The 25,284-nt window shown below is 73.0% G+C and carries 25 protein-coding genes; 8 read left to right on the forward strand and 17 right to left on the reverse strand.

Translation table 11 applies throughout. From position 1 onward, the window contains the following. Positions 1-28: 28 nt before the first annotated feature. The 10 genes from JOD46_RS12600 to JOD46_RS12645 form a co-directional block, all read right to left on the reverse strand. A complete protein-coding gene (locus JOD46_RS12600; protein WP_372432574.1) occupies positions 29-985 on the reverse strand; it encodes a tyrosine-type recombinase/integrase in 957 nt (318 codons plus the stop codon). After that, positions 978-1,895, reverse strand: coding sequence for a phosphodiesterase (locus tag JOD46_RS12605; RefSeq protein WP_204394885.1), 918 nt, complete (start codon positions 1,893-1,895; stop codon positions 978-980). Before JOD46_RS12605 ends, JOD46_RS12600 begins: the two co-directional genes overlap by 8 nt. Positions 1,896-1,945: 50 nt before the next feature. After that, positions 1,946-3,202 (reverse strand): DNA-processing protein DprA, encoded by a 1,257-nt coding sequence (gene dprA, locus JOD46_RS12610; RefSeq protein ID WP_204394886.1) that lies wholly within the window; start codon positions 3,200-3,202, stop codon positions 1,946-1,948. Further along, positions 3,199-4,761: a YifB family Mg chelatase-like AAA ATPase gene (locus tag JOD46_RS12615; RefSeq protein WP_204394887.1), complete on the reverse strand. Its 1,563-nt coding sequence runs from the start codon at positions 4,759-4,761 to the stop codon at positions 3,199-3,201. Before JOD46_RS12615 ends, dprA begins: the two co-directional genes overlap by 4 nt. Next, positions 4,761-5,117, reverse strand: coding sequence for a YraN family protein (locus JOD46_RS12620; protein ID WP_204394888.1), 357 nt, complete (start codon positions 5,115-5,117; stop codon positions 4,761-4,763). The genes JOD46_RS12615 and JOD46_RS12620 overlap by 1 nt, the downstream gene beginning before the upstream one ends. A gap of 104 nt (positions 5,118-5,221) precedes the next feature. Beyond that, positions 5,222-5,545, reverse strand: coding sequence for a DUF2469 family protein (locus JOD46_RS12625; RefSeq protein ID WP_204394889.1), 324 nt, complete (start codon positions 5,543-5,545; stop codon positions 5,222-5,224). A 6-nt stretch (positions 5,546-5,551) separates the two neighbouring features. Next, positions 5,552-6,223, reverse strand: coding sequence for a ribonuclease HII (gene rnhB / locus JOD46_RS12630; protein ID WP_307835027.1), 672 nt, complete (start codon positions 6,221-6,223; stop codon positions 5,552-5,554). A 16-nt stretch (positions 6,224-6,239) separates the two neighbouring features. Beyond that, positions 6,240-6,989 carry a signal peptidase I gene (gene lepB, locus JOD46_RS12635; protein ID WP_204394891.1) on the reverse strand — a complete coding sequence of 250 codons (750 nt, stop codon included), beginning with the start codon at positions 6,987-6,989 and terminating at the stop codon, positions 6,240-6,242. 73 nt (positions 6,990-7,062) lie between these two features. Beyond that, positions 7,063-7,410 (reverse strand): 50S ribosomal protein L19, encoded by a 348-nt coding sequence (gene rplS, locus JOD46_RS12640; RefSeq protein WP_204394892.1) that lies wholly within the window; start codon positions 7,408-7,410, stop codon positions 7,063-7,065. A gap of 209 nt (positions 7,411-7,619) precedes the next feature. Continuing rightward, positions 7,620-8,141 (reverse strand): hypothetical protein, encoded by a 522-nt coding sequence (locus JOD46_RS12645; RefSeq protein WP_204394893.1) that lies wholly within the window; start codon positions 8,139-8,141, stop codon positions 7,620-7,622. Positions 8,142-8,227: 86 nt separating this feature from the next. Between JOD46_RS12645 and map the strand changes: the two genes are divergently transcribed. Beyond that, positions 8,228-8,995, forward strand: a complete 768-nt coding sequence (gene map, locus JOD46_RS12650) for a type I methionyl aminopeptidase (RefSeq protein WP_204394894.1) — start codon at positions 8,228-8,230, stop codon at positions 8,993-8,995. 22 nt (positions 8,996-9,017) lie between these two features. On the opposite strand, the gene nirD is transcribed toward map, so the two are convergent. Continuing rightward, entirely contained in the window at positions 9,018-9,368 is a 351-nt protein-coding gene (gene nirD, locus JOD46_RS12655; protein ID WP_204394895.1) for a nitrite reductase small subunit NirD, read from the reverse strand. A gap of 204 nt (positions 9,369-9,572) precedes the next feature. Here nirD and nirB point away from each other — a divergent pair, with 204 nt between their 5' ends. From nirB to JOD46_RS12685, 6 genes are all read left to right on the forward strand, one after another. Beyond that, positions 9,573-12,182, forward strand: a complete 2,610-nt coding sequence (gene nirB / locus JOD46_RS12660; protein WP_204394896.1) for a nitrite reductase large subunit NirB — start codon at positions 9,573-9,575, stop codon at positions 12,180-12,182. Beyond that, positions 12,179-12,955, forward strand: coding sequence for a uroporphyrinogen-III C-methyltransferase (gene cobA / locus JOD46_RS12665; RefSeq protein ID WP_204394897.1), 777 nt, complete (start codon positions 12,179-12,181; stop codon positions 12,953-12,955). The genes nirB and cobA overlap by 4 nt, the downstream gene beginning before the upstream one ends. Then, on the forward strand, positions 12,952-14,082 hold the full coding sequence (locus tag JOD46_RS12670; protein ID WP_204394898.1) for a uroporphyrinogen-III synthase: 1,131 nt from the start codon (positions 12,952-12,954) through the stop codon (positions 14,080-14,082). Before cobA ends, JOD46_RS12670 begins: the two co-directional genes overlap by 4 nt. Before the next feature lie 141 nt (positions 14,083-14,223). Then, positions 14,224-15,636: an MFS transporter gene (locus JOD46_RS12675; RefSeq protein ID WP_204394899.1), complete on the forward strand. Its 1,413-nt coding sequence runs from the start codon at positions 14,224-14,226 to the stop codon at positions 15,634-15,636. 10 nt (positions 15,637-15,646) lie between these two features. Then, complete coding sequence (locus JOD46_RS12680) at positions 15,647-17,761, forward strand: molybdopterin oxidoreductase family protein (protein ID WP_204394900.1); 2,115 nt, start codon at positions 15,647-15,649, stop codon at positions 17,759-17,761. Further along, complete coding sequence (locus tag JOD46_RS12685; RefSeq protein WP_204394901.1) at positions 17,758-19,392, forward strand: NAD(P)/FAD-dependent oxidoreductase; 1,635 nt, start codon at positions 17,758-17,760, stop codon at positions 19,390-19,392. The genes JOD46_RS12680 and JOD46_RS12685 overlap by 4 nt, the downstream gene beginning before the upstream one ends. A gap of 147 nt (positions 19,393-19,539) precedes the next feature. Here the strand turns inward: JOD46_RS12685 and JOD46_RS12690 are convergent, their stop codons facing one another. The 5 genes from JOD46_RS12690 to rpsP all read right to left on the reverse strand — a co-directional run bounded on the left by JOD46_RS12690 (position 19,540) and on the right by rpsP (position 22,429). After that, complete coding sequence (locus tag JOD46_RS12690; RefSeq protein ID WP_204394902.1) at positions 19,540-20,298, reverse strand: sirohydrochlorin chelatase; 759 nt, start codon at positions 20,296-20,298, stop codon at positions 19,540-19,542. A gap of 110 nt (positions 20,299-20,408) precedes the next feature. Further along, positions 20,409-21,119 carry a tRNA (guanosine(37)-N1)-methyltransferase TrmD gene (gene trmD / locus JOD46_RS12695; RefSeq protein ID WP_204394903.1) on the reverse strand — a complete coding sequence of 237 codons (711 nt, stop codon included), beginning with the start codon at positions 21,117-21,119 and terminating at the stop codon, positions 20,409-20,411. Positions 21,120-21,126: 7 nt separating this feature from the next. Continuing rightward, positions 21,127-21,774, reverse strand: a complete 648-nt coding sequence (gene rimM / locus JOD46_RS12700; protein WP_204394904.1) for a ribosome maturation factor RimM — start codon at positions 21,772-21,774, stop codon at positions 21,127-21,129. 1 nt (position 21,775) lies between these two features. After that, a complete protein-coding gene (locus tag JOD46_RS12705) occupies positions 21,776-22,012 on the reverse strand; it encodes an RNA-binding protein (protein WP_129235695.1) in 237 nt (78 codons plus the stop codon). 3 nt (positions 22,013-22,015) lie between these two features. Further along, positions 22,016-22,429 carry a 30S ribosomal protein S16 gene (gene rpsP, locus JOD46_RS12710; RefSeq protein WP_204394905.1) on the reverse strand — a complete coding sequence of 138 codons (414 nt, stop codon included), beginning with the start codon at positions 22,427-22,429 and terminating at the stop codon, positions 22,016-22,018. Between the two features lie 228 nt (positions 22,430-22,657). Here rpsP and JOD46_RS12715 point away from each other — a divergent pair, with 228 nt between their 5' ends. Further along, a complete protein-coding gene (locus JOD46_RS12715; RefSeq protein ID WP_204394906.1) occupies positions 22,658-23,800 on the forward strand; it encodes a glutamate--cysteine ligase in 1,143 nt (380 codons plus the stop codon). Here the strand turns inward: JOD46_RS12715 and JOD46_RS12720 are convergent. Continuing rightward, positions 23,797-25,230: a GH1 family beta-glucosidase gene (locus JOD46_RS12720; RefSeq protein WP_204394907.1), complete on the reverse strand. Its 1,434-nt coding sequence runs from the start codon at positions 25,228-25,230 to the stop codon at positions 23,797-23,799. The genes JOD46_RS12715 and JOD46_RS12720 overlap by 4 nt on opposite strands. Between the last annotated feature and the right edge of the window lie 54 nt (positions 25,231-25,284).

Genomic DNA, 25,284 nt, shown 5'->3' on the forward strand with positions numbered 1-25,284 from the left:
CGATCCCGGCCCGCTCCGTTCGCCGCGCTCAGGCCCGCGGGTGCGCCGTGCGGTAGGTCTGCTTGAGCCGCTCGGCGGAGACGTGCGTGTAGATCTGGGTCGTCCCGAGGCTCGCATGACCCAGGTACTCCTGCACCGCGCGCAGGTCGGCGCCGCCGTCGAGCAGGTGCGTCGCCGCGCTGTGGCGGAGGGCGTGCGGCCCGGCAGGGCCGGAGCCGGGCAGGTCGCGGAGCAGGCCGGCGACGAGGCGATGGACGCTGCGGACGCCGAGGCGGCCACCGCGGACGCCGACGAACGCGGCACTGGTCGCGTCGGACGACAGCGGCGCCGCGGCCGCATCGGCTCGGGCGTCGGCGAACATCCGCGCGCGAGCGCCGTCGAGGTAGCGATCGAGGGCGATCGCGGCGGGTGCGCCGTAGGGCACCACGCGCTCCTTCCCGCCCTTGCCGGTGACGCGGACCGTACGGTTGCCCCGGTCGATGTCGTCCACGTCGAGGCCGACGAGTTCGGAGACGCGCAGGCCGCACGCGTAGAGCAGCTCGACGATCGCGAGGTCCCGCACGGCGGCCGGCGCGCCGTCGGCGGCCCTCGCCTGCAAGCCGGCGAGGAGCTCGTCGATCGCCGGCGCGGAGACCACGCGGGGCAACGTGCGGTTGGCGCGCGGCGCGCGCAGCCGCACGGCCGGGTCGAGCGGCACGAGCCCGGTGCGCTCGAGCCAGGCGCCGAACCCGCGCGCGGAGGCGGCCCGGCGCGCGATCGTCGCGCGCGCGAGCCCCTGTTCGGTGGAGACCCAGAGCCAGTCGCGCAGCAGGTCGAGGTCGAGCCGGTCGAGCGCAGCGGCACCGCGAGACTCGGCGAACCGGAGGAGATCGGCGAGGTCGGAGGCGTACGCGGCGACGGTGTGCGCGGAGTACCCGCGTTCGATGCGGACGTGGTCGAGGTAGCGGTCCACGAGCGCGTCGACGGGGACGTCCGCGTCAGTCACCCGCCGGGACCTGCCGCTTCCGGGAGAACATCTCCAGGCGCCCCGCCTCGTCGAGGCCCTCGAGTTCGCGGAGGAACTGCTCGCCGAAGCTCGTGATCTCGTGGAACGACCCGACCGGGACCACGGAGGTCACGACGTCCTCCTGGAACAGGTGGACGAGCGAGACGGAGTGACCGCCGTCGATGCCGACGAGTTCCCGCGGCGGAGCGGAGAGGTCCATGGTGTAGGCGAGCGAACCGGCCACCGACACGGGGATGCCGGCGAACGCACCCTGCGTCGGGTAGTGCAGGTGCCCGCCGAGGATGGCGCGCACGTCGCGCCCGCGGATGACCTCGGCCAGCTCGTCCTGTCCGCGCAGCTCCAGCACGTCCATCAGCGCGAGGGGCGTCGCGATCGGCGCGTGGTGCATCGCGAGCACGGTGCCGTCCGGAGCGGGCTCGGAGAGCACGTCGTCGAGCCACTCGAGCGTGGTCCGCTCGAGCCGCCCGTGGTGGTAGCCGGGCACGCTCGTGTCGAGCGTGACGATGCGGAGTCCGGCGAGGTCGACGACGCGGTTCACGGGCTCCCCGTCGGACTCCTCGCCGAGGAGGATCTCGGCGAACGGCCGCCGCTCGTCGTGGTTGCCCATGACCCACACGAGCCGCGCGCCGGTCTCCTCGGCGAGGGGTTCGAGCGCGTCCTTGATGCGCCGGTACGCGTCGGGTTCGCCGAGGTCGGTCACGTCGCCGGTCACGAGGATGGCCGCGAGCGACCCGGCCAGGCGGCGCACCTGGGTCACCGCCCGCTCGACGTGCGCGACGGTGTCCGCGAGGCCGCCGAGCGGCGCACCGCCGGCGAGGAAGTGGGTGTCGCTGAAGTGCGCGATCACGTGCCGTGCCGCCGGGTACCGGCCGAGCCGAGGATGGTCCATGTCTGCCTCCGCGGCCAGCCTAGGACCAGGTCCGCCGTCGGGTCACGCCGTCACGCCGAACGCCGCCGAACCCACCCCTGACCGGCGCGTCGCGCGAGCCCGGCCGCGTCGAGCGCGCCGAGCGCGCCCATCACCGCGCCGGGCGTGACCCGCGCCCGCTCCGCGAGCTCCTCGACGGTCCGGGCGCGCCGGACTCCGAGCGCGCGCAGGACGGCCCGCTCGTCGTCGACTGGCTCGTGGCTGGCAGGCCCGGACGGCGTCGGCCGATCGCCCCGCACGGGCGTGTCGGAATCGCCGACGGCCGCCTCGGCGACGTGCACGAGCTCGGCCATCTGCGCGGCGTCCGTCACGCAGACCGCGTCGAACTCGCGCAACAGGCGATGGCATCCGGCCGACGCAGGGCTGGTCACCGGGCCCGGCACCGCGCCGAGCGGCCGGCCGAGCGCGGCCGCGTGCCCGGCCGTGTTGAGGGATCCCGAGCGCACCCCCGCCTCGAGCACCACGGTGGCGTCGGCGGCCGCGGCGATCAGGCGGTTCCGCTGCAGGAAGCGCCATCGCGTCGGTGCCGCTCCGCACGCGAGCTCGGACACAACGGCGCCGGTCTCGGCGATGCGCGTGAGGAGGGCCTCGTGCCCGGCCGGGTAGAACCGGTCGACGCCGCCGGCGAGGAAGGCCACCGTGGTGCCGCCGTTCGCGAGGGTCGAGCGATGCGCGGTGCCGTCGATGCCGTACGCACCGCCCGAGACGACGGCGAACCCCCGGTCGACGAGCCCCGCGGCCGCCTCGATCGCGACGTGCTCGCCGTAGTGCGTGGCGGCACGCGCGCCGACGAGGGCGATCGACGGCGATTCCGCGAGCGCCTCGACGCGCCCCCGCACCCAGAGCGCGAACGGCGCGTGCACGTCGAGCCCGCGCAGCCCGGCGGGCCACGCGGCGTCGCCGGGCAGCACCAGTCGTGCGCCGACGCGCGCGGCCTGGCCGAGCGCGCGGCGGAACGCCGCGTGGTCGACCCGCGGACGCCATCGGTCGAGTCCGGCGGAGAGTTCGCGCGCGCCGATGGCCGCGCCAGCCGCCTCGGCGGCCGCCCGCCACTCCTCGCCGGGACGATGCTCGATGAGCGCCGTCGTCGTCCACTCCGCACCGAGCGCGGCGACGAGGCGCCCGAGTGCGCCATCGCCGGGTTCGGAGACGAACCCAAGGATGGCCGCCGCGACGGCGGCGCGATCGGCGACCGGGTCATCCGAGGTCCGGCGCAGCGCCGCGAGCTCGGTCGCGACGTCGGCGACGGTCGAGTCCAGCCGGTTCATGCCGCCATCCCCTGCCGCATCCCGAGGGCGCGACCGACGTGCTGCGCGGTCGGGCGCGCGGCGCCCTCGAGATCCGCGATGGTCCAGGCCGCCTTGAGCACGCGGTCGTACCCGCGCATGGTCACCGCACCGCGCTCGAGCGCGTGGTCGAGCGCCCGCGTCGCGCGTCCGCCCGGGTGCAGGCCACCCTCGCCGCGCAACCACGGGCCGGGGATCTCGGCATTGGTGCGCCAGGGCGTTCCCGCGAGCCGCTCGGCGGCCGCGCCCCGAGCCCGCTCGACGAGCGCCCTCGCCTGCTCCGAGGTCATCCGCCCCTCCTCCGCGGGCATGCGCAGCTTCGCCGGCGTGATGCGGTTCACCCAGAGTTGCAGGTCGACGCGGTCGAGCAACGGCCCCGAGATCCGAGCGAAGTAGCGTCGTTTCGCGGCGGCCGGGCACGCGCAGCCCTCGTTGGGCGAGTCGCCCCCGCCGCACGGGCAGGGATTCGCGGCGAGGACGAGCTGGAACCGCGCGGGGTAGGTGGCGACGGCGTTCGCCCGGTGGATGCTGATCTCGCCCGATTCGAGCGGTTGCCGGAGGGCGTCGAGCACCGCCGACGCGAACTCGGGCGCCTCGTCGAGGAACAGCACGCCGTGCGAGGCGCGCGCCGCGGCGCCGGGTCGGATCACCCGGCTGCCGCCCCCGACCATCGCCGCTGCGGACGCCGTGTGGTGCGGCGCCTCGAAGGGCGGCCGCACCACGAGCGTCTCCCCCACGCGCCGGCCCGCGAGCGATCGCAGCGACGCCACCTCGAGCGCAGCCTGGGGTGTGAGATCGGGAAGGATTCCGGGCAGTCGCGACGCCAGCATGGTCTTGCCCGCGCCGGGCGGTCCGGCGAGGAGCAGGTGGTGGCCGCCCGCAGCGGCCGTCAGCAGTGCGTCGATCGCCTGCGGATTCCCGACGACGTCGGCGAGGTCGCCCGTCGGTGCGGGCGGCCCGTCGGATGCCGGGTCGGGATCGGCGTCATCGGGGACGGGATCGATCACGGCGGTGGCGGCGTCATCGAAGCGCCCGCCATGCCGGATGGCCGCATCGAGCAGGGAGGAGACGCCGACCACCTCGATGCCGGGCACGAGTCGCGCCTCGGCCGCGTTCGCAAGGGGCACCATGACCCGCCCGAGCCCGGCCCGCGCGGCGGCGAGGACCGCCGGCAGGATGCCGTGCGTGGGCCGCAGTCGTCCGTCGAGTCCGAGCTCGCCCAGGTGGACGAAGCGCTCGACGGACGCCGGGTCGATCGTGCGCGCGGCCGCGAGGCACGCCATCGCGATCGCGAGGTCGAAGCCCGAGCCGTGCTTCGGGAGCGCGGCGGGCGAGAGGTTGACCGTCAGCCGACGAGCGGGCAGGGCGCAGCCGGCGTTCGTCGCGGCGGCGCGCACCCGCTCACGGGCCTCGCCCAGCGCGGCATCGGGCAGGCCGATGATGACGAACGCCGGCAGTTGCGAGGAGAGGTCGGCCTCGACCTCGACCACGGACCCTGCAAGCCCGACGAGGGCGATGGAACGCGTGCGGGCGACGGGCATCAGGCGATCCCCTCGAGGTGCTCGACGATCGCGGGCGCCGCGGCGGGCGCGAACACCGCGACCGCGTCGATCCGGATGCGTCCGGATGGCGCACCCCGCTCGCCGCACCACTCGAGCGCGAGGCGCCGGAGCCGCGCGAGCTTGCGTGCCGTGATCGCCTCGAACGGGTGGCCATAGCCCTCGCCGGCGCGGGTCTTCACCTCGACGAAGACGGTCTCGTCGCCGTCGCGCGCGACCAGGTCGAGCTCGCCGTGGCGGCAGCGCCAGTTGCGGTCGATGACGCGCATGCCGCGCGCCTCGAGGTGGTCGGCCGCCAGCTGTTCGCCGCGTCGGCCGAGTTCGGTGTTGTGGGCCATGGCCCCAGCATCGTGGCGCCGTCGACCAGCTCACCCGGCCCGGCGCACTCCCGTGGGAACGTCGCCGTCACGACTTGCTGTTGGGGACGAGTCCGCGCGGACCGTTACTCCTCGAGCGCGAGGTCCTTCGGGAGCTCGAACTCGCGCGTGGCCAGCTCCTCGACGTTGACGTCCTTGAACGTCAGCACGCGCACGGCCTTGACGAACCGGTCGGCGCGGTAGACGTCCCAGACCCAGACGTCCTTCATCGAGAGCTCGAAGTAGAAGTCGTGCTCGGTGTCGCGGCGCACCAGCTCGACCTCGTTCGCGAGGTAGAACCGTCGCTCGGTCTCGACCACGTACTTGAACTGCGCCACGATGTCGCGGTATTCGCGGTAGAGCGCGAGCTCCACCTCGCGGTCGTAGTCGTCGAACTCGTCCTCATCCATCGCTGATCATCCTACTTCGAGGTCGAACAGCGACGGTGCCGCCTCGGCGGGCCGCTCGTGCAGCCACGTGTGCCGGTGCAGCCCGCTCGGGCCGTGCTCCGCGATCGCGGCGAAATGGGCCGGGCTCGAGTAGCCCTTGTTCTCGTGCCAGTGGTAGAGCGGGGTCTCGTCATGGGCGCGTCGCATGCCGCGGTCGCGATGCACCTTGGCGATGACGGACGCCGCCGACACCGACGCGCAGTCGCGGTCGGCCTTGATGCGCGTCACGACCTGGGCGCGGTGCTCGATGGACTGGCTCAGCCAGTCGTAGTTGCCGTCGAGCAGCAGCGGCGCGCCGGCGACGAGGCCGCGGTCGACCCCGAGCGCCGCGAACGCGCGCGCGCCCGCGAGCCCGAGGCAGGCCATGATGCCGAGGCGGTCGATCTCGTCGGCGGACGCCTCGCCCACGGCCGAGGCGAGCACCCACGACGCGGCGCGCGGCGCGAGCAGCTCGCGCTTGGGCTCGGGCAGCAGCTTGGAGTCGCGCAGACCCGCGGGCATCCGCTTGACGGTCGCGTCGATCACGACGATGCCCACGGTCACCGGGCCGGCCAGTGCTCCCCGCCCGACCTCGTCGCAGGCGAGGACGACGGGCGCTCCCCCGGCCAGCAGTTCGCGCTCGATCCTCAGTGTCGGCACGCCGGCGGGGCTCACCTCACCCGGTCCCCTCGTCGACGCCGGCGAACACCTCGGGGTAGTTGTCGAGCCAGGTCCAGTGCGAGATCGGCCAGCTCACCACGACCGCGCGGCCGACGACGTTCTCGATCGGCACGAAGCCCTTCAACGGGGTCTCGGTGTTGTAGCGGGAGTCCTTGGAGTTGTAGCGGTTGTCGCCCATGACCCACAGCGAGTCGTCGGGGACGGTCACGTCGAAGTCGTCGGCCGACACCTTGGTCTCGCCGGGCGGCAGTGCGACGTAGGGCTCGTCGAGCGGCACGCCGTTGACGCTCATCTGCCCGAGCGCGTTGCAGCACACCACGTGATCGCCGGGCAGGCCGATCACACGCTTGACGAGGTGGTCGTTGGAGTCGGGCGCCGAGAGGCCCACGAACGCGAGGAACCAGTCGATCGCGGCGACGAGCGGCGGCGGCGTCTCCTCGGCGCGGGCCGGCAGCCATCCGCCCGGGTCCTTGAAGACGACGATGTCGCCGTGCTCGATGGGCATCAGCTCGGGCGTGAGCTGGTTGACGATGATCCGGTCGTCCTGGACGAGCGTCATCTCCATCGACTGCGACGGGATGAAGAACGACCTGATGAGGAACGTCTTGATCAGGAACGAGACCAGCACCGCGACCAGGAAGATCACGACGAGGTCGCGCAGGAACAGCAGTGTGCTCCGGCGGCGCGATGACGGCGCCCCGGATTCGGCGCGTTCGTCGCGCGTGATGCGTGTGTCTTCAGTCATGAAACGGCTCGAGCTCCCCGACCCAGTCTAGGGGTGGGGAGCTCGAGCGGATGACGCCTGTGGGGCGCGGCGATCAGCTGTCGCGCTTCTCCTTGATCTTCGCCTTCTTGCCGCGAAGCTCGCGCAGGTAGTACAGCTTCGCGCGGCGCACGTCACCGCGGGTGACGACCTCGATGCGGTCGATCACGGGCGAGTGCACCGGGAACTTGCGCTCGACACCGACCTGGAAGCTGATCTTGCGGACGGTGAAGGTCTCGCGCACGCCCTCGCCCTGGCGGCCGATGACGACGCCCTGGAAGACCTGGATGCGCGAGCGGCTGCCTTCGATGATGTTGACGTGCACCTTGACGGTGTCGCCGGGGCGGAAGTCCGGGATGTCGGAGCGGAGGCTCGCGGCGTCGACGTGGTCGAGGATGTGCATGATGGTTCGCTCTCTGCGCCCGCCACCGGTCGAACGCGGATCATTGATGGGAAAGTTCTGGTGCCGCTTCGCGCGATCACTCACGCCGTGCGAGCTCCCCGGAGGCAGAGCCATGCGGCGGCACGATCCTCCATTCTGCCAGATCGCAGGCCACGCGGCCAAAAGAGGGTGACGGATGACTCGACGCGCCGCGGTCTCCGACGCGCGGGCTAGTCGCGCCGCTCCTCCCAGCGCCGCTCCTCGCGGATCACGATGACCTCGCCGCCGTCGGCGGCGCGATCCGTCCCGCCATCGCCCGAGGCACCCGCGCCCGGCGCGCCAGTGGCGGCCAGCCGCTCGTATTCGGCGATCGTGGCGCGCACCCGCCGGGCGCCGTCCCTGAGCAGGCGCCACACCGCGTACCAGAAGGCGCCGATCGCCCCGACCATCGCGAGGATCGCGAAGGTGATGCCGGTGTCGCCGTAGAACCCCGCGGCGATGATCAGCAGGTGCCAGACGCCGAGCACCGCGACATCCGCCCAGTCGACGGCCCTGTCGCGGCGCACATCGGGCCGGGCCGCGACGATGAGCGCGACGACGCCGAGCGTGATGAAGGCGATGGGCGTCGCGAACATGAGGCCGATGACGCCCCAGCCGCTGTCGCCGAACATCGCGTAGCCGATGAGCAGCCACACGGGCAGCACGATCGCGGCGGCGAACTGCCACCGGTAGAACCCGCGTCGGATCAGCATGGATCAAGGGTAGCGAGGCCCCCTGCGCGCGGGCGGGGTGTTCACTCAGGGCGGAGCCGACAGAATGGTGGGCGGAGAGGATGAGCGTGATCGAACTGAGGACCCCTGCCGAGATCGAGGAGATGCGACCCGCCGGTCGGTTCGTGGCGAGCGTGCTGGAGGCCACGTCGAAGGCGGCGGCCGTCGGCGTGAACCTGCTCGAGCTCGATGCGCTCGCGCACGAGATGATCCGCACCGCCGGCGCCGAGAGCTGCTACATCGACTACCACCCGTCGTTCGGCGCCAGCCCGTTCGGCAAGGTCATCTGCACGTCGGTGAACGACGCCGTGCTGCACGGCCTCCCGCACGACTACGCGCTCGAGGACGGCGACCTGCTGAGCCTCGACTTCGCCGCGTCGGTGAACGGCTGGGTCGCCGACTCGGCCGTCTCGATCGTCGTCGGCACGCCGCGCGAGGAGGACCTGCGGCTCATCGAGACGACCGAGCGCGCGCTCGCCGCCGGCATCGCCGCGGCCCGCCCCGGCAACCGCATCGGCGACATCTCGCGCGCGATCGCCGACGTCGCGAAGGCCGAGGGCTACTCGATCAACACCGACTTCGGCGGGCACGGCGTGGGCCGCACGATGCACGGCGACCCGCACATCCCGAACAACGGCCGCCACGGCCGCGGCCTGCCGCTGAAGCCCGGGCTCGTCGTCGCGATCGAGCCGTGGTTCCTCCAGACGACCGACCGCATCTTCACCGACCCCGACGGCTGGACGCTGCGCAGCGTCGACGGGTCGCGCGGCGCGCACTCCGAGCACACGGTCGCCATCACCGACGGCGAGCCGCTCGTGCTGACGCGGCGGGATTGAACTCCGGGACTCGCGACGCCGGTCAGGCCCGCAGTTCGACCTCGAGCATGCCCCCCACCACGCGCGTGCGGTAGGTGTGCAGCGAGAGGGCCGGATCGGTGAAGCACTCCCCCGTGCCGAGGTCGTAGACCTCCTTGTGCAGTGGCGAGGCGATCGTCGGGCGGTCGCCCCGCGATCCGACGATGCCGCGCGCCATGACGGGCGCGCCCGTGTGCGGGTCGTGGTGGTCCACGGCGTACACCTCCTCGCCGGCGACGCGCACGAGGGCGACCCGCCGTGCGTCGAGCAGCGCGACCTCGCCCCAGCCGGGCTCGAGGTCGGACACCGCGCACGCGCGGACCCAGGTGGTCGTGATCTCGATCGTCGACGTCATCTCGGCTCCTGTCGTCTCGGTGCTGCCGACGCTAGGCGCGGCATGTTTCCCGCGCGCCATCCGGCGTGTTTCGCGAGGGTGAAACCGGCCTCACATCGACGGCCGGCCCGCGTAAGGTCCGCGAGCGCTTGCGTTACGACCCCGAAACAGGGCGGAAACGCCCCCGCCCTACGCTCGCCGTCAACCTGACCCGGGGAGGCAGCCATGAACGAGACCGCGAGCAGCGCGTCCGGCACGCGACACGTCGTCGTGGTCGGCGGCGGGCCGGCCGCGCACCGACTGGCCGACAGCCTGCACGCCCGCGACACCGAGCGCCGCCTGCGCGTGACGGTCGTCGGCGAGGAGCCGTGGGCGCCCTACGACCGCGTCGCGCTGAGCACCCGCCTCGCCGACACCGGCGCCGACCTCTCGCTGCCGGACACGCCGTGGGACGACGGGCACGTGCGGCTGCTCACGGGCGAACGCGTGGTCGAGGTGAGCCGCGCGACCCGCACGGCGACGACCGCGTCGGGGCTCGAGCTGCGCTGGGACGACCTGGTGCTCGCAACCGGCTCGAGCGCGCCGGTGCCCGACCTGCCCGGTCGCGAGCATGCCCGCGTCTACCGCACGATCGACGACGTCGACGCGCTCGTCGCCGAGACCCGCGAGCTCGCCGAGCGGCTCGGTCGCGCGCCCCGCGCGATCGTCGCGGGCGGCGGGCTGCTCGGCCTCGAGGCGGCCGGCGGCCTCGCCGCCATCGGCGCGGAGGCCGCGATCGTGCACTCGGGCGGCTGGCTGATGTCGGCACAGCTCGACGAGGGCGCCGGGCGCGCACTCGGCCGGATCATCGCCGGCACGGGCATCGGATTGCACCTCGGGGTCCGCCCCGCGAAGGTGCTCGCACGCAGCGGCGGCGTCGTGGGGGTGGAGCTCACCGACGGCCGCCGCGTCGACGCCGATCTCGTCGTGTTCGCGATCGGGATCACGCCGCGCGACGAACTGGCTCGGGCGATGGGGCTCGAGCTCGGTCCGCGCGGCGGTGTGGCCGTCGACACGTCGTGCGCGTCCTCCGCGCCGAACGTGTGGGCGATCGGCGAGGTCGCGAGCTTCGAGGGCCGATGCACCGGTCTCGTCGCCCCCGCGAACGCGATGGCGGAGGTCGTCGCCGACCGGCTGCTCGGCGGCGCGGCGGAGTTCACGACGGTCGACGACGCGACCAAGCTCAAGCTCGCCGGCGTGGACGTCGCGAGCTTCGGCGACGCGCTCGCGCGCACCGAGCAGGCGCTCGAGATCGTCTACGCCGACCCGGCGCGCGGGCTGTACCAGAAGCTCGTCATGACGGACGACGCGAAGACGCTGCTCGGCGGCATCTTCGTGGGCGACGCGTCGCCGTACGCGTCGCTTCGGCCCCTGCTCGGCACCGAGCTGTCGAGCGAACCGGCGGCGTACCTCTCCGCGTCGGGCGTGGAGGCGCCGGCCGGCGACGAGCTGCCCGCGGCCGCGCTCGTCTGCGCCTGCAACAACGTCGCGGCGGGCACCATCCGCGACGCCGTCGACGGCGCGCACGGCGCGCACGAGGCCGGCTGCACCGACCTCGGCGCGCTGAAGACGTGCACCCGGGCGGGCACGCAGTGCGGTTCGTGCGTGCCGCTCGTGAAGAAGCTGCTCGAGGCGGAGCTGAGGAAGTCGGGGCAGGCGATCTCGCGCGCGCTCTGCGAGCATTTCGCGATCTCCCGTCAGGAGCTGTTCGAGTCGATCCGCGTGCTCGAGCTCGCCTCGTTCGAGGAGATCGTCGAGCGGCTCGGCACCGGGCGGGGCTGCGACGTGTGCAAGCCCGTGGTCGCCTCGATCCTCGCCGCGCAGCACGGCTCCTACATCCTCGACGGCGGTCGCGGCGGCCTGCAGGACACCAACGACCGCGCCATGGCGAACATGCAGAAGGACGGCACGTACTCGGTCGTCCCGCGGATCCCGGCGGGTGAGATCACGCCGCAGAAGCTCGCGGTCATCGCGCAGGTCGCAACCGACTTCGGCCTGTACACGAAGATCACCGGCGGACAGCGCATCGACCTGTTCGGCGCGCGGCTCGAGCAGCTGCCCGACATCTGGAGGCGGCTCGTCGACGCGGGCTTCGAATCCGGCCAGGCGTACGGCAAGGCGCTGCGCAACGTGAAGAGTTGCGTGGGGTCCACGTGGTGCCGCTACGGCGTCCAGGACTCGGTCGCGATGGCGATCCGCCTCGAGCTGCGATACCGAGGGCTGCGATCCCCGCACAAGCTGAAGTTCGGCGTCTCGGGCTGCGCGCGCGAGTGCGCCGAGGCCCGCGGCAAGGATGTCGGCGTCATCGCGACCGACCAGGGCTGGAACCTCTACGTCGGCGGCAACGGCGGCTTCCAGCCCGCGCACGCGCAGCTGCTCGCGAGCGACCTCGACGACGAGACCCTGCTGCGCTACATCGACCGCTACATCATGTACTACGTCCGCACGGCCGATCGGCTGCAGCGCACCGCGCGCTGGATCGAGGACCTCGAGGGCGGGCTCGACCACGTGCGCGACGTCGTCGTGCACGACTCGCTCGACCTCGCCGACGAGCTCGAGGCCGCGATGGCCAGGCACGTCGACACGTACGAGGACGAGTGGGCCGCGACGCTCGCCGACCCCGACCGGCTCCGCCGCTTCCGCTCGTTCGTGAACGCGCCGGGTGCGCCGGACGCGCCGCCGGCGCGCGTCGAGGAACGCGGCCAGCTCCGGCCGGCGCGCCCCGACGAGATCGCGCGCGGCGAGGCGGTGCTCGTCGCCGGCGCCAGGATCCCCGTGCGGGAGGCCGACGCATGACCGGCCGCGTCACCCTCGTCGGCGGCGGCCCGGGCCGCGAGGACCTGCTGACGGTCGCCGCGCTGCGCGCGCTGGGGTCCGCCGATGTCGTGCTCTACGACCGCCTCGCCCCGCACTCCCGGCTGTCGGAGCTCGCGCCCGACGCCGAGCTCGTCGACGTCGGGAAGCGGCCGGGGCACCATGCCATCCCGCAGTCCGAGATCGAGGCGATCCTCGTCGGGCATGCGCTCGCCGGTCGCCACGCGGTGCGGCTCAAGGGCGGCGACCCCTACGTCTTCGGCCGCGGCGGCGAAGAGGTGCTCGCATGTCATCGCGCCGGCGTGCCCGTCGAGGTCGTCCCCGGCGTGACGAGCGCCGTCGCGGTACCCGGCGCCGCCGGCATCCCGCTGACCCATCGCGGCGTCAGCCACCTGTTCACGGTCGTGTCGGGTCACGCACCGCTCACCGACGACGAGCTGCACCACCTGGCGGGCCTCGGCGGCACCATCGTCGTGCTGATGGGCGTCAACACGCTGCCCATGCTCGCCGCCGGGCTCGCCCGGCACGGCATGCGCGCGTCGATGCCCGTCGCGATCGTCGAGCGCGGCTTCCGCCGCGACCAACGCACGACGATCGCCGACCTCGCGGGCATCGTGACGGCGGCCGGCGTCGCCGGGGTCGGCTCGCCCGCGGTGGTCGTCGTCGGCGAGGTCGTGAGGCTCGCACACGAGGGCGACCAGAGCGCCGCGCAACTCATGGAGCGCGCGGCCGGCTTCGCGGCGGTGGCCGCGTGACCGACCAGGCCGAGTGCGCGATCGGTTTCCGGCCCGACCAGCTGCAGGGATTCCGGATCGGCGTCACGAGCGACCGCCGTTCCGGCGACCTCATCGACGCGTTCGTGCGGCGCGGCGCGCAGGTGCTGCACGCGCCGACGATCCGGATGGCGAACGCGAGCTCCGACGAGCCGGTGATCGCCGACACGCGCACGATCATCGCGGCTCGGCCCGACGTGCTGCTCGCGACGACCGCGTACGGCGTGCGCCGCTGGTTCGAGGTGGCGGATGCCGCGGGGCTCGGCGACGATCTGCTCGACGCGCTCCACGACACGGCGATCCTCGTCCGCGGGCCCAAGGCGCGTGGCGGCATCCGCGCCGCCGGGCTCGACGACGTCGGCATGAGCGCCGAGGAGACCACCGAATCGCTCATCGACACCGTGCTCGCGGACTACCCCCCGGGGCTGACCGTGGCGGTGCAGCTGCACGGCTACCTGCCGCCGGAGGCCCTCGATCGGCTGCGCGATGCGCACGCCCGGGTCCTCACGGTCGAGCCATACCGGTGGATCGACCCCGACTTCACGGACGAGCGCGTGGACCGACTCGTCGAGGCCGCCTGCACGGGCGGCCTCGACTGCATCACGTTCACGAGCGCGCCGGCGGTGCATGCGCTGTTCGGCGCCGCCGAGGCGCGCGGGCGGTACGACGACCTGGTCGACGCCATGCGCGGTCCCGTCGTCGCGGCGGCCGTCGGCCCGGTGACAGCGGCCCCGCTCGTCGCCGTCGGCGTCGAGCCGGTGCAGCCCGAGCGATTCCGCATGGGCGCGATGATCCGGCTCGTGTGCGAGCACCTCGAGAGCACGCGCATCGTCCGCCTCGAGACGCAGCGCGGTCCGCTCGCACTGCGCGGCGCGGCGGTCGACCTCGGCGAGCGCCGGATCGAGCTCGCCCCCGTGGGCCTCGCCATCCTGCGCGCGCTCGTGCAGGCGCGCGGCTCGGTCGTCTCGCGCGAGCGACTCGCGGCGAGCATGCCGGGCACGACCGACGAGCACGCGCTCGAGGTCGCGCTGAGTCGGCTGCGGCAGACCCTCGGCGTGCCGGGGCTGATCGCCACGGTCGTCAAGCGGGGGTACCGGATCGATGTCTGAGCACCGCCTCACACGGCCCGCTGCGCGTGGTGAGCAGGTGGGAACGCAGGATTCACAGCCCGAACCATCCGGGGAAACACGCCGCGGATAGCGTCGGCGACACCCTCTCGAACCGACGAGACCGACCTCCCGGAGGCACCGATGACCGACACCATCCAGGCTCCCGCGTCCGAGTCGACGGATGCCGCGACGCGCGTCGCGGCACCCGTCGACCAGGCCCTGCTCACCATCCGTCCCGGCCGCTGGATCGACGGCTGGGACGCGGAGCATCCCGTCCAGTGGGAGCGCGAGGGGCGTCGCATCGCCCGTCGCAACCTCAACTGGTCGATCTTCGCCGAGTTCCTCGGCTTCGTCGTCTGGCAGCTCTGGAGCATCGTCGCCGTGGCCCTCCCCGCCGCGGGCTTCGAGCTCTCGACCGGCGAGCTGTTCTGGCTCATCTCGATCCCGAGCCTCGTGGGCGCGACCCTCCGCATCCCCTACTCGTTCCTCGTGCCGATCTTCGGCGGACGGAACTGGACCATCATCTCGGCGGGCCTGCTGCTCGCCCCGACGATCGCACTGGCCGTGTGCGTCTCGAACCCCGAGACGCCCTTCCCGGTGCTCCTCGGCGCGGCGGCGCTCGCGGGCTTCGGCGGCGGCAACTTCGCCAGCTCGATGTCGAACATCACGTTCTTCTACCCGCAGCGCGAGAAGGGCTGGGCGCTCGGGCTGAACGCCGCCGGCGGCAACCTCGGCGCCTCGGTCGCGCAGTTCACGGTCCCGATCGTCATCACGATCGGCGCGGGCGCGACCCTGAACCTGCCGCTCGCGGGCCTCATCTGGATCCCGCTCATCCTGGTCGCCATGTTCGGCGCCTGGCGGTACATGGACAACCTCTCCAACGCCAAGGCCGACCTCTCCGGTTCGGCCGCGGCGCTCAAGGAGCCGCACCTCTGGCTGCTGTCGCTGCTCTACATCGGCACGTTTGGCTCGTTCATCGGGTTCGCGAGCGTCTTCCCCAAGCTCATCGCCGACCAGTTCCCCGAGTTCTCGACGATCGGCGTGCTGGGCGCGACCGTCTCGCTCGCCTTCCTCGGCGCGCTCGTCGGCTCGCTCGCTCGGCCCTATGGCGGCCGCCTCTCCGACCGGTTCGGCGGCGCCCGCATCACGATGATCGCCTTCGCGGCGATGGCGACGATCACCGTCGCGGTGCTCGCAACGCTGCCGCTCGGGAGCTTCTGGCTCTTCCTCGGCCTGTTCCTCCTGCTGTTCGCCACGGCGGGCATCGGCAACGGCTCGACCTACCGCATGGTGCCGATCGTGTTCGCGATGCGTGCCGGCCACGGCGCCGGCGACATCTCGACGCAGCGCAAGGCCGCGGCCGCGCTGGGGCTCATCTCGGCGATCGGCGCCTACGGCGGCTTCCTCATCCCGCAGGCGCTGAACCTGTCGTTCCAGACCACCGGGAACTACGCCGGCGCGTTCATCGGCTTCATCGCCGGCTACGCGGTGCTGCTCGTCCTGACCTGGGCGGTGTACGTCCGTCCCCGCCACCTCCGCGAGCACAAGATCTGACCCCCGCACCATGACCGATCGCCCCGCCTCCACGCACTGCCCGTACTGCGCCCTGCAGTGCGCGATGACCCTCACGCCGACGGACGCCGCGGATGCCGCGACCACGCCCGTGACGGTCGCCGGCCGCGACTTCCCCACGAACCGCGGCGGGCTGTGCAAGAAGGGCTGGACGTCGGCCGAGCTGCTCCGCGCTCCCTCACGTCTCGGCGCCCCGCTCGTGCGGGGCGCCGACGGCGTGCTCCGGGAGGCGAGCTGGGACGACGCGCTCGAGCTCGTGGCGACGCGACTGCGCGACATCCGCTCGGAGTACGGCGCCGACGCCGTCGGCGTGTTCGGCGGCGGGGGGCTCACGAACGAGAAGGCGTACCTGCTCGGCAAGTTCGCGCGGCTGGCCCTCGGCACGAGCCGCATCGACTACAACGGCCGCTACTGCATGTCGTCGGCGGCCGCGGCCGGCAACCGGGCGTTCGGCGTCGACCGCGGGCTGCCGTTCCCGCTGGCCGACCTCGGCGACGCCGAGACGATCCTCCTGCTCGGAACCAACGTCGCCGAGACCATGCCGCCGTTCATCGGCCACCTCGCGGGGGCGCAGGCCGCGGGCGGGCTCGTCGTCGTCGACCCGCGGCGCACCGCGACCGCGAAGCTCGCCGATGACGGCAAGGGACTGCACGTGCAGCCGGCGCCGGGGACCGACCTCGCGCTGCTGCTCGGCATCACGCACGTCGTCATCGCCGAGCGGCTGGTCGACGAGGCGTACGTCGCCGAGCGCACGACCGGGTACGCGTCGCTGCGCCGCAGCGTGGCCTCGTGGTGGCCCGAGCGCGTGCAGGCCGTCACGGGCGTCGCCGCGCCGACCGTTCGTCGCCTCGCCCGCCGGCTCGCGGCCGGAGGCAGCACCTACATCCTCACGGGGCGCGGCGTCGAGCAGCACGTCGACGGCACCGACACGGCGACGGCCGCGATCAACCTCGCGCTGCTGCTCGGCCTGCCCGGCCGACCGGGCAGCGGCTACGGCACCCTCACAGGTCAGGGCAACGGCCAGGGCGGCCGCGAGCACGGCCAGAAATGCGACCAGCTGCCCGGGTACCGCAAGATCACCGACCCCGAGGCGAGGGCGCACGTCGCGCGCGTGTGGGGCGTCGACCCCGCCGAGATCCCGGGCCCCGGCGTACCCGCGATCGAGCTGCTCGCCTCACTCGGGCAGCCGGGCGGCGTGCGGGCGCTCATGGTGCACGGCTCCAACCTGGTGGTCTCCTCGCCCAACGCGGCCGCGGTGCGCCGCGGCATCGAGGCGCTCGACCTCCTCGTGGTGTGCGACTTCGTGCTCTCCGAGACGGCGGCCATGGCCGACGTCGTGCTGCCGGTCCTGCAGTGGGCCGAGGAGGAGGGCACGATGACGAACCTCGAGGGTCGCGTCATCCGTCGCCGCCGTGCGATCGCGCCGCCCGACGGCGCCCGCGACGAGCTCTGGATCATGCACGAACTGGCCCGTCGCCTCGGCTCGACCGCGGCGTTCGACATCGACCCCGAGGCCGTGTTCGAAGAGCTCCGGCTCGCGTCCGAGGGCGGCATCGCCGACTACTCGGGCATCGACTACGCGCGGCTCGATGCCGGCGAGGCCGTGTACTGGCCGTACCCGCGCGGAAGCGCCGGAACGCCCCGGCTCTTCGCCGACCGCTTCGCGCACCCCGACGGACGGGCCCGGCTCGTCGCCGTGACCGTGCGCGCCGCGGCGCACCCGGCGCCCGGCGCCGGCGAGGTCACGCTCGTGACCGGCCGGCTGCTCGAGCACTACCAGAGCGGCGCGCAGACGCGGCGCGTGCCCGAGCTGCTCGAGACGCAGCCCGAGCTGCGCGCGTCGCTGCACCCCGCCACCGCGGCCCGGCTCGGCATCGCCGAGGGCGACCCGGTCGAGGTCGCGAACGCTCGCGGCCGGGTGCACGGGCGCGCGCGGCTCACGGCCGACATGCGCCCCGACGCGGTCTTCCTGCCGTTCCACTACGGCGACGACCAGGCGGCCAACCTGCTCACCTCCGACGCGGTCGACCCGATCTCGTCGATGCCGGAGTTCAAGACCAACCTCGTGCGCGTCACGAGCCTCGCGGAAACCGGAGCCCCCGCATGACCGAACCGCTCAGGATCGTCCTCGTCGGATACGGCCCCGTCGGCGCCCGCTTCGTCGAGGAGGTGCTGCCGGAGGTCGCAGCCGGCCGCATCGCACTGACCGTCGTCGGGGGCGAAGAGGTCGAGGCGTACAACCGCGTGCTCGTCGCTGAGTACGCCGTGGGCAATGCCGACCTCGAAGCCATGCTCGTCGGCGATCGCGACGCGGCCGAGGCCGCCGGGGCGCGCATGCTCGTCGGCGTCGCCGCGACCTCGATCGATCGCGACGCGCGCGTCGTGCGGTGCTCGAACGGCGAGGCGCTGCCCTACGACAGGGTCGTCCTCGCGACCGGCTCGCGCGCGAACGTGCCGACCCTCGACGGCGTCGAGCGCCACCGCCGCGACCTCGCCTCGCTCGAGAAGCACGCCGCCGCCCTCGTCGCGCGCGACGACGCCCTCCCCGAGGGCATCACGGCGCTCCGCGACCTCGCCGACGCCGAGCGCGTGCTCGCGGCCGTGCGGGGGCGACGCCGCATCATCGTGCTCGGAGCAGGAGTGCTCGGCCTCGAGCTCGCGCTCGCGGCGGCGCACGCCGGCGCCCAGGTCTGCGTCGTGCACCACGGGCCCATTCCGATGCCGCGCAACCTCGACCGGGGCGGCGGCCAGGTGCTGCGCTCGGCGCTGCGGCGCACCGGCATCACCGTCGTCGCGCACAGTCGCGCCGAGGCCGTGGGCTTCCGCACCGACGACGACGGCACGCGCCGCTTCGACATGCTCGTCACCGCCGACGGCAAGCAGCTGCGCGGCGACCTGCTCGTGCTCTCGTGCGGCGTGAGCCCCCGCAACGAGCTCGCGACCCTCGCGGGGCTCCGCACCGCGGTCGGCGTCGTGGTCGGCACCGACCTGCGCAGTTGGACCGACCCCGACGTGTACGCGATCGGCGACTGCGCGCACGTCGTCGAGCGCACCGACGAGACCGCCGGACGCCGAGACCTGCCCGGCGCGCCATCCGGGCTCATCGGCCCGGGGTGGCGGCAGGCGTCGTGGCTCGCGGCCGAGTTCGCGGCCCAGGCCGCGGCCGCATCGCCGGCCTCAGCGGGCGATCGCGAGCACGGCGCCGCCGAGCGCCTGCCCGCCGAACGCGACCCCATCGTCATGCTCAAGGCCGAGCACGTCGACGTCGTCGCGGTCGGCGACGTCAGCGCCGACCCGTGGGACGACGATGCGCTCGCGACGCGGCGCCGGGTCGCGCAGTGGGCCGATCCCGAGCACCTGCGTTACGTGAAGATGGTCACCGAGGACGGCGTGCTGACCGGGTTCGTGAGCGTCGGGATGCCGCGCACGGCCGCCGAGCTCACGCTCCTGTTCGAGCGCGGCGGCGAGCTGCCGGCCGACCGGTCGCTGCTGCTGCGCTTCGACGGCCCCGACTACGACCCCGCCGAGGACGCCGACGCGTTCGCGCCCGAGACCACGGTCTGCTGGTGCAACGGCGTCACCGTGGGCCGGATCGAGGAGTCGGCCGCGTGCGGCAACGCCACGGTCGAGTGCATCGGTCGCGACACGCGCGCGGGCACGGGCTGCGGCGGATGCCGCGGACGCATCGCCGAGGTGCTCGCACGGGCCGCGGAGGCCGACGGCGCGCTCACGGCATGAGCCCGGCGTCGCGAACGTGCCGCGACACCCCTGTGCATCGAGTGGGCGATCTTGGCGATGCTCGGCGCAGCCGAGCCGCCAAGATCGCCCACTCGATGCACGTGCCGCGTCGGACACCGGCGCGCAGCGGTCGAACACGGCGGGAGGTCAGGCGCGCTCGCGCCGATCCTGGCCCACGGCCGCGTAGCGGTCGAGCACGAGGTCGACGAGCGCGGCGGGCGCGGGCTCGCCGGGCAGGAGCAGCGGGTCGGCGATCGCGTCGGCGCCGGAGGTCGCGGCCTGGTCGTAGAACGTGCCGGGCGCGAGCAGGTACGGCACCACGACCACGCGCGAGCCGGGATGCACCTCGCGGATCATCTCGATCGCGTCGGGAAGTCGCGGGATCGCCGCGGCGATGAAACCGGCCGTGACCGACCGGCCCAGTCGCTGCCCGAGCCGACGAGCGGTCTCGAAGCACTCGCGCACGGCGCGCGGATCGTTCGAGCCGGCGGCGGCCAGCAGCACGGTGTCGCCCTCCGCGAGGCCGAGCTCGTCGAGCCGCTGCGCGAGCACGCGGACGATGCGCTCGTCCGGTCCGAGCTCCGCCGCGAGCCGCGCCGAGCCGCCGATCCGGTCGAGGCCCAGCGAGAGGCCCGTACGCACGTGGAACCCCGCGGAGAGCACGAGCGGCACGATGACCGCGTCGGGCTCCGCCGCGGCCTCGAGCGCCGATCCCACGTCGACGTTGCTCGCATCGACGAAGGTGATCGAGACGTTCAGCTCGGGGCGCGCGGAGGCGACGCCGTCGACGAGGCGGATGACCGCCTCGCGGTTGGCCGTGGAGGGCGTCCCGTGCGTCACCGCGACGAGCCGGAGCGGCGGGTGCCCGATCCGGTCCGATGCTCCGGATCCACTCGTCCGATCCATCTCCCGACCCGCGCTTCCCGGCGGAATCCGGTGTCACCCGCCGGTTTCGACGCTATGCAGGGCGTGTTTCGCGAAGTACACCCGCGTGTTTCCGACGCGTGAAGACTCCCTCACTCGGGCGGCGTCGACGGGTCGCCGGGAAGCATCTCGGGACGCACCCGACGGGTGCGCTCGAGCTGCTGCTCGCGCCGCCACTCGGCGACCCGGCCGTGGTGGCCCGAGAGCAGCACGGGCGGCACCTCGAGGCCGCGCCAGACGGCGGGCTTGGTGTAGCTGGGGTACTCGAGGAGCCCGTCCTCGTGGGACTCCTCCACGAGGCTCTCGGGGTTGCCCACGACGCCGGGCACGAGCCGTCCGGCGGCCTCGATCATCGCCATGACGGCGACCTCGCCGCCATTGAGGACGTAGTCGCCGAGGCTGATCAGCCGTACGCGCATGCGCGTGGCGTAGTGGTCGACGACGCGCTGGTCGATGCCCTCGTAGCGGCCGCACGCGAACACGAGGTGCTGCTCGGCGGCGAGCTCGCGCGCGACCGCCTGCGTGAACGGCTCGCCCGCGGGCGACGGCACGACGAGCAGGGCGTCGGATGTCGCGTCGCCGACGATCGCGTCGAGCGCCTCGCCCCACGGCTCGGGCTTCATGACCATGCCGGCGCCGCCGCCGTAGGGCGTGTCGTCGACCGTGCGATGCCGGTCGTGCGTGAAATCGCGCAGGTCGTGCGTGCGCACGTCGATCAGGCCCGTCTGCCGGGCCTTGCCGAGCAGCGAGAGGTCGAGCACGTCGAAGAACGACGGGAAGATCGTGACGATGTCGATCCGCACGACGTGCCTACTCCGCGTCGGCGCGAGCGGATGCGTCGGGCTCGTCGTCGCCGGAATCCGCGGTCTCCGGGAGCTCAGCGGTCTCCGCGACCTCGGCGGACTCCGACGGCTCCTCGGGCAGCTCCTCGAAGAGCCCCGGCGGCGGCGTCACGGTGACGGTGCCGGCGTCGAGGTCGACCTCGGGGACGATCGCCGAGACGAACGGGACCATGACCTCGCCGCGGCCGGTCCGGACGACCAGCAGGTCCTGGGCCGGCAGGTGGTCGACGTGCGCGACCTCGCCGACCTTCTCGCCGTCGCGCACGACCGCGAGGCCCACGAGCTGATGGTCGTACCACGCGTCGGGCTCGGGTGCCTCGTCGGCGGGCTGGTCGACCCAGAGGATGGCCCTGACGAGCCCCTCCGCGGCGGTGCGGTCGTCGACGCCCTCGAAGAAGCCGACGGGGTGACCGTTGTACCAGCGCAGCTCGCGCATGGTGAGGTGCTTGCCGTGCCAGGGCGAGTCCTCGGGCACCTGCAGCGAGAACTCGGCGCCGGGCACGAAACGGCGCTCGGGATCGTCGGTGTACAGCTCCAGCTTGATGGCGCCCTTGAGGCCGTGCGCCTTGGTCAGTCGCCCGACGCGCAGCTGCTGGGGACGGTTCGCCGCGGCCACGTCAGTCGTCGGTGTCGACGACGTCGACACGCACGCGGCGGCCGTCGGCGAGGGCGGCGACGATGGTGCGCAGCGCCTTGGCGGTGCGACCCGCCCGCCCGATCACACGACCGAGGTCCTCGGGGTGCACGTGCACCTCGAGGACCTCGCCGCGTGCGCTCGACGCGGAGACGACCTTCACCTCGTCGGGGTGATCGACGATCCCCTTGACGAGGTGCTCGAGCGCGGAGGTGAGCAAGGCCTACGCCTCGTCCGACGCGGCCTCGTCGGCCTCGGCGGCCGGCTCCTCGGCCTTGGCCGGCTTCTCGGCCTTGGGCTTCACGACCGACTTCTTGGCCTCGTCGACCTTGAACTCGGCCTTGGGCTCGGCGGTGCGGACGGTGCTCTTCGCACCCTTCTCGCCCTTGAACGTGCCCCAGTCGCCGGTGAGCTTGAGGATGGCGAGCACCTGCTCGGTCGGCTGGGCGCCGACGCCGAGCCAGTACTGGGCGCGCTCGGAGTTCACCTCGATGAACGAGGGCTCCTCGGTCGGGTGGTACTTGCCGATCTCCTCGATCACGCGACCGTCGCGCTTGGTGCGCGAGTCGGCGACGACGATGCGGTAGTACGGGGCACGGATCTTGCCGAGCCGCTTGAGGCGGATCTTGACAGCCACGATTCTCCTGAAGATGTAGTGAGGTAGGCGAACTGACAGCCGTGAGCGTGGGGTGCACACCCGGCGGAAGCTCAAAGGTGCCCTGCACCACCGGATAGAGGGTCGGGTGGCACAGAACTCGACTGACCATTCTTGCAGATTTCGTCCCGCGACGATAATCACGCGGGTCCGCGAGGTCGCGTGACAGGATGAGCGCACGTCGCGATCGCGGCGATGCGAGGGGGAACCATGCACATCGGGTTCGCGCAGTCCGAGCGCTCGACGGTCGGCATCGAGTGGGAGCTCGCGATCGTCGACCGGGTCGGCGGCCAGCTGGCGTCGGTGGGCGACCGCGTGCTCGGCGAGCTCGGCGACGCGGACGGCACGCCGCATCCGTTCATCACCTCCGAGCTGCTGACCAACACGGTCGAACTGGTCAGCGGCGTGCACGATCGCGTCGCCGGCGCGGTCGACGACCTCACCGGGCAGGTCGGCGAGGTTCGCGCCGTGCTCGACCGGCTCGGCGAGTACGAGCTCATCTGCAGCGGCTCCCACCCCTACAGCCAGTGGTACGACCAGCGGCTGACCGACAAGCCGCGCTACCGCAAGCTCATCGAGCGCACCCGCTGGTGGGGGCGCAACATGATGATCTGGGGCATCCACGTGCACGTCGGCATCGAGGAGCGCGACAAGGCGCTGCCGATCCTCGACGGCATGCTCGCGTACGTGCCGCACCTGCAGGCGCTCTCGGCGTCCAGCCCGTACTGGGCCGGCGTCGAGACGGGGTACGCGTCGAATCGGGCGCTGATGTTCCAGCAGCTGCCGACCGCCGGCCTCCCCTACCCCCTGCCCGACTGGGACGCGTACGAGCGCTACGTCGACGACCTCGTGCGCACCGGGGTCATCGAGGACCACACCGAGGTGCGCTGGGACATCCGCCCGTCGCCGCGCTGGGGCACGATCGAGGTGCGCGTGTGCGACGGCGTCTCATCGGCCGACGAGATCGGCGCGATCGCGGCGCTCATCCAGTGCCTGGTCGAGTGGATGTCGCAGCGGCTCGACGCCGGCGAGGAGCTCACGGTGCTCCAGCCGTGGTACGTCCGCGAGAACAAGTGGCGCGCGGCCCGCTACGGCATGCACGCCCGCGTCATCACCGATGCCGCCGGCACCCAGCGTCCGGTCGTGGACGACCTCGCCGACCTCGTCGAGACGCTCGCGCCCATCGCCGAGCGCCTCGGATGCACCGCGGAGCTCGAGCGCGTGCGCCGGACCCTCGAGGGCGGCGCGAGCTACCAGCGGCAGCTCGCGGTGGCCGCCGAGCACGACGGCGACCTCACCGCCGTCGTCGCGCACCTCGCACGCGAGCTGCGCGAGGGCACCGCGCCGGCCTAGGCGGGGATCCTGCGGGAGCGGATCAGTTCGGCGAACCAGCGCGCGCTGGCCTTGGGCAGCCGCTCGAGCGTGTCGTAGTCGACGCGCACGATGCCGAAGCGCTTGGAGTACCCGTAGCCCCATTCGAAGTTGTCGAGCAGCGACCACACCTGGTAGCCGCGCAGGTCGACGCCGCGCGAAATGGCGCGGTGGGCGGCGGTGAAGTGGCGGCGCAGGTAGTCGATGCGGTCGAGGTCGCGCACCTCGGGACCGTCGGGACCCTCGGTCACGACGTCGTCGAAGGCGGCGCCGTTCTCGGTGATCATGAGCGGCACGTCGGGGTACGCGCCGTGCAGTGCGACGAGGAGGTCCTCGAGCCCCGACGGGTCGATGTTCCAGCCCATCGCGGTGTACGGGCCCGGCTGCTCGAGGAACTCGACGTGCTCGGAGCCGGGCCAGGGCGTGCCGCCCATGTCCTTGTGGCCGTCGGCGTTCACGCGTGGGGAGACGCCGTCCCACATCCGCACGGTCACGGTCGAGTAGTAGTTGACGCCGAGCACGTCGATCGGCTGGGCGATGAGGTCGGTGTCGCCCGGCTTGACGAACGACCAGTCGGTGACCCCGGCGGTGTCGGCAATCACGTCCTCGGGGTAGCCGTCGCCGAAGATCGGGCCGAGGAAGACGCGGTTCGCGAGGCCGTCGATGCGCCGCGCCGCCTCGTGCCCGGTCTCCCCCGACGGACGGATCACGTGGAGGTTGAGCGTGATCGAGAAACCGGGATCGTTCGTGACGACCTCGCGGAGCGCGCGGACCGCGAGCCCGTGCGCGAGGTTGAGGTGATGCACCGCGGCGAGAGCCTTCGCGCCGTCGAGCAGCCCCGGGGCGTGCGCTCCCGACCCGTAGCCGAGGTACGCCGAGCACCAGGGCTCGTTCAGCGTGGTCCAGACGGCGACTCGGTCGCCGAGCCGCTCCCCCACGAGGCGCGCATACTCGGCGAACGCCTCGGCCGTGGCCCGGTTGGTCCAGCCGCCCTCGTCCTCGAGCGCCTGCGGCAGGTCCCAGTGGTAGAGCGTCGCGATGGGGCGGATGCCGCGTGCGATGAGCCCGTCGACGAGGCGCTCGTAGAACGCGAGCCCGGCCTCGTTCGCGGGGCCGCGGCCGGTCGGCTGGATGCGCGGCCATGCGATCGAGAAGCGGTACGCCTCGAGTCCGAGCTCGGCCATGAGGTCGAGGTCGGACTCCCACCGGTGGTAGTGGTCGCACGCGACGTCGCCGGTGTCGCCGTTCCAGACCTTGCCGGGCGTGTGGCTGAACGTGTCCCAGATGGACGGGCCGCGGCCGTCCTCGTGCACGGCGCCCTCGATCTGGTACGACGCGGTCGCGGAGCCGAGCAGGAAGTCGGCGGGGAACTCCAGGCCGGAGTCGCGGTAGTCGGGGTCGCCGGTCGTCATGCTCGTGCTCCAGTCGTCGTTCGCCGCATTTGTTGCGGCACCCACCCTATCCTC

The organism is Agromyces aurantiacus (assembly GCF_016907355.1).
In the GTDB taxonomy this organism is placed as follows: domain Bacteria; phylum Actinomycetota; class Actinomycetes; order Actinomycetales; family Microbacteriaceae; genus Agromyces; species Agromyces aurantiacus.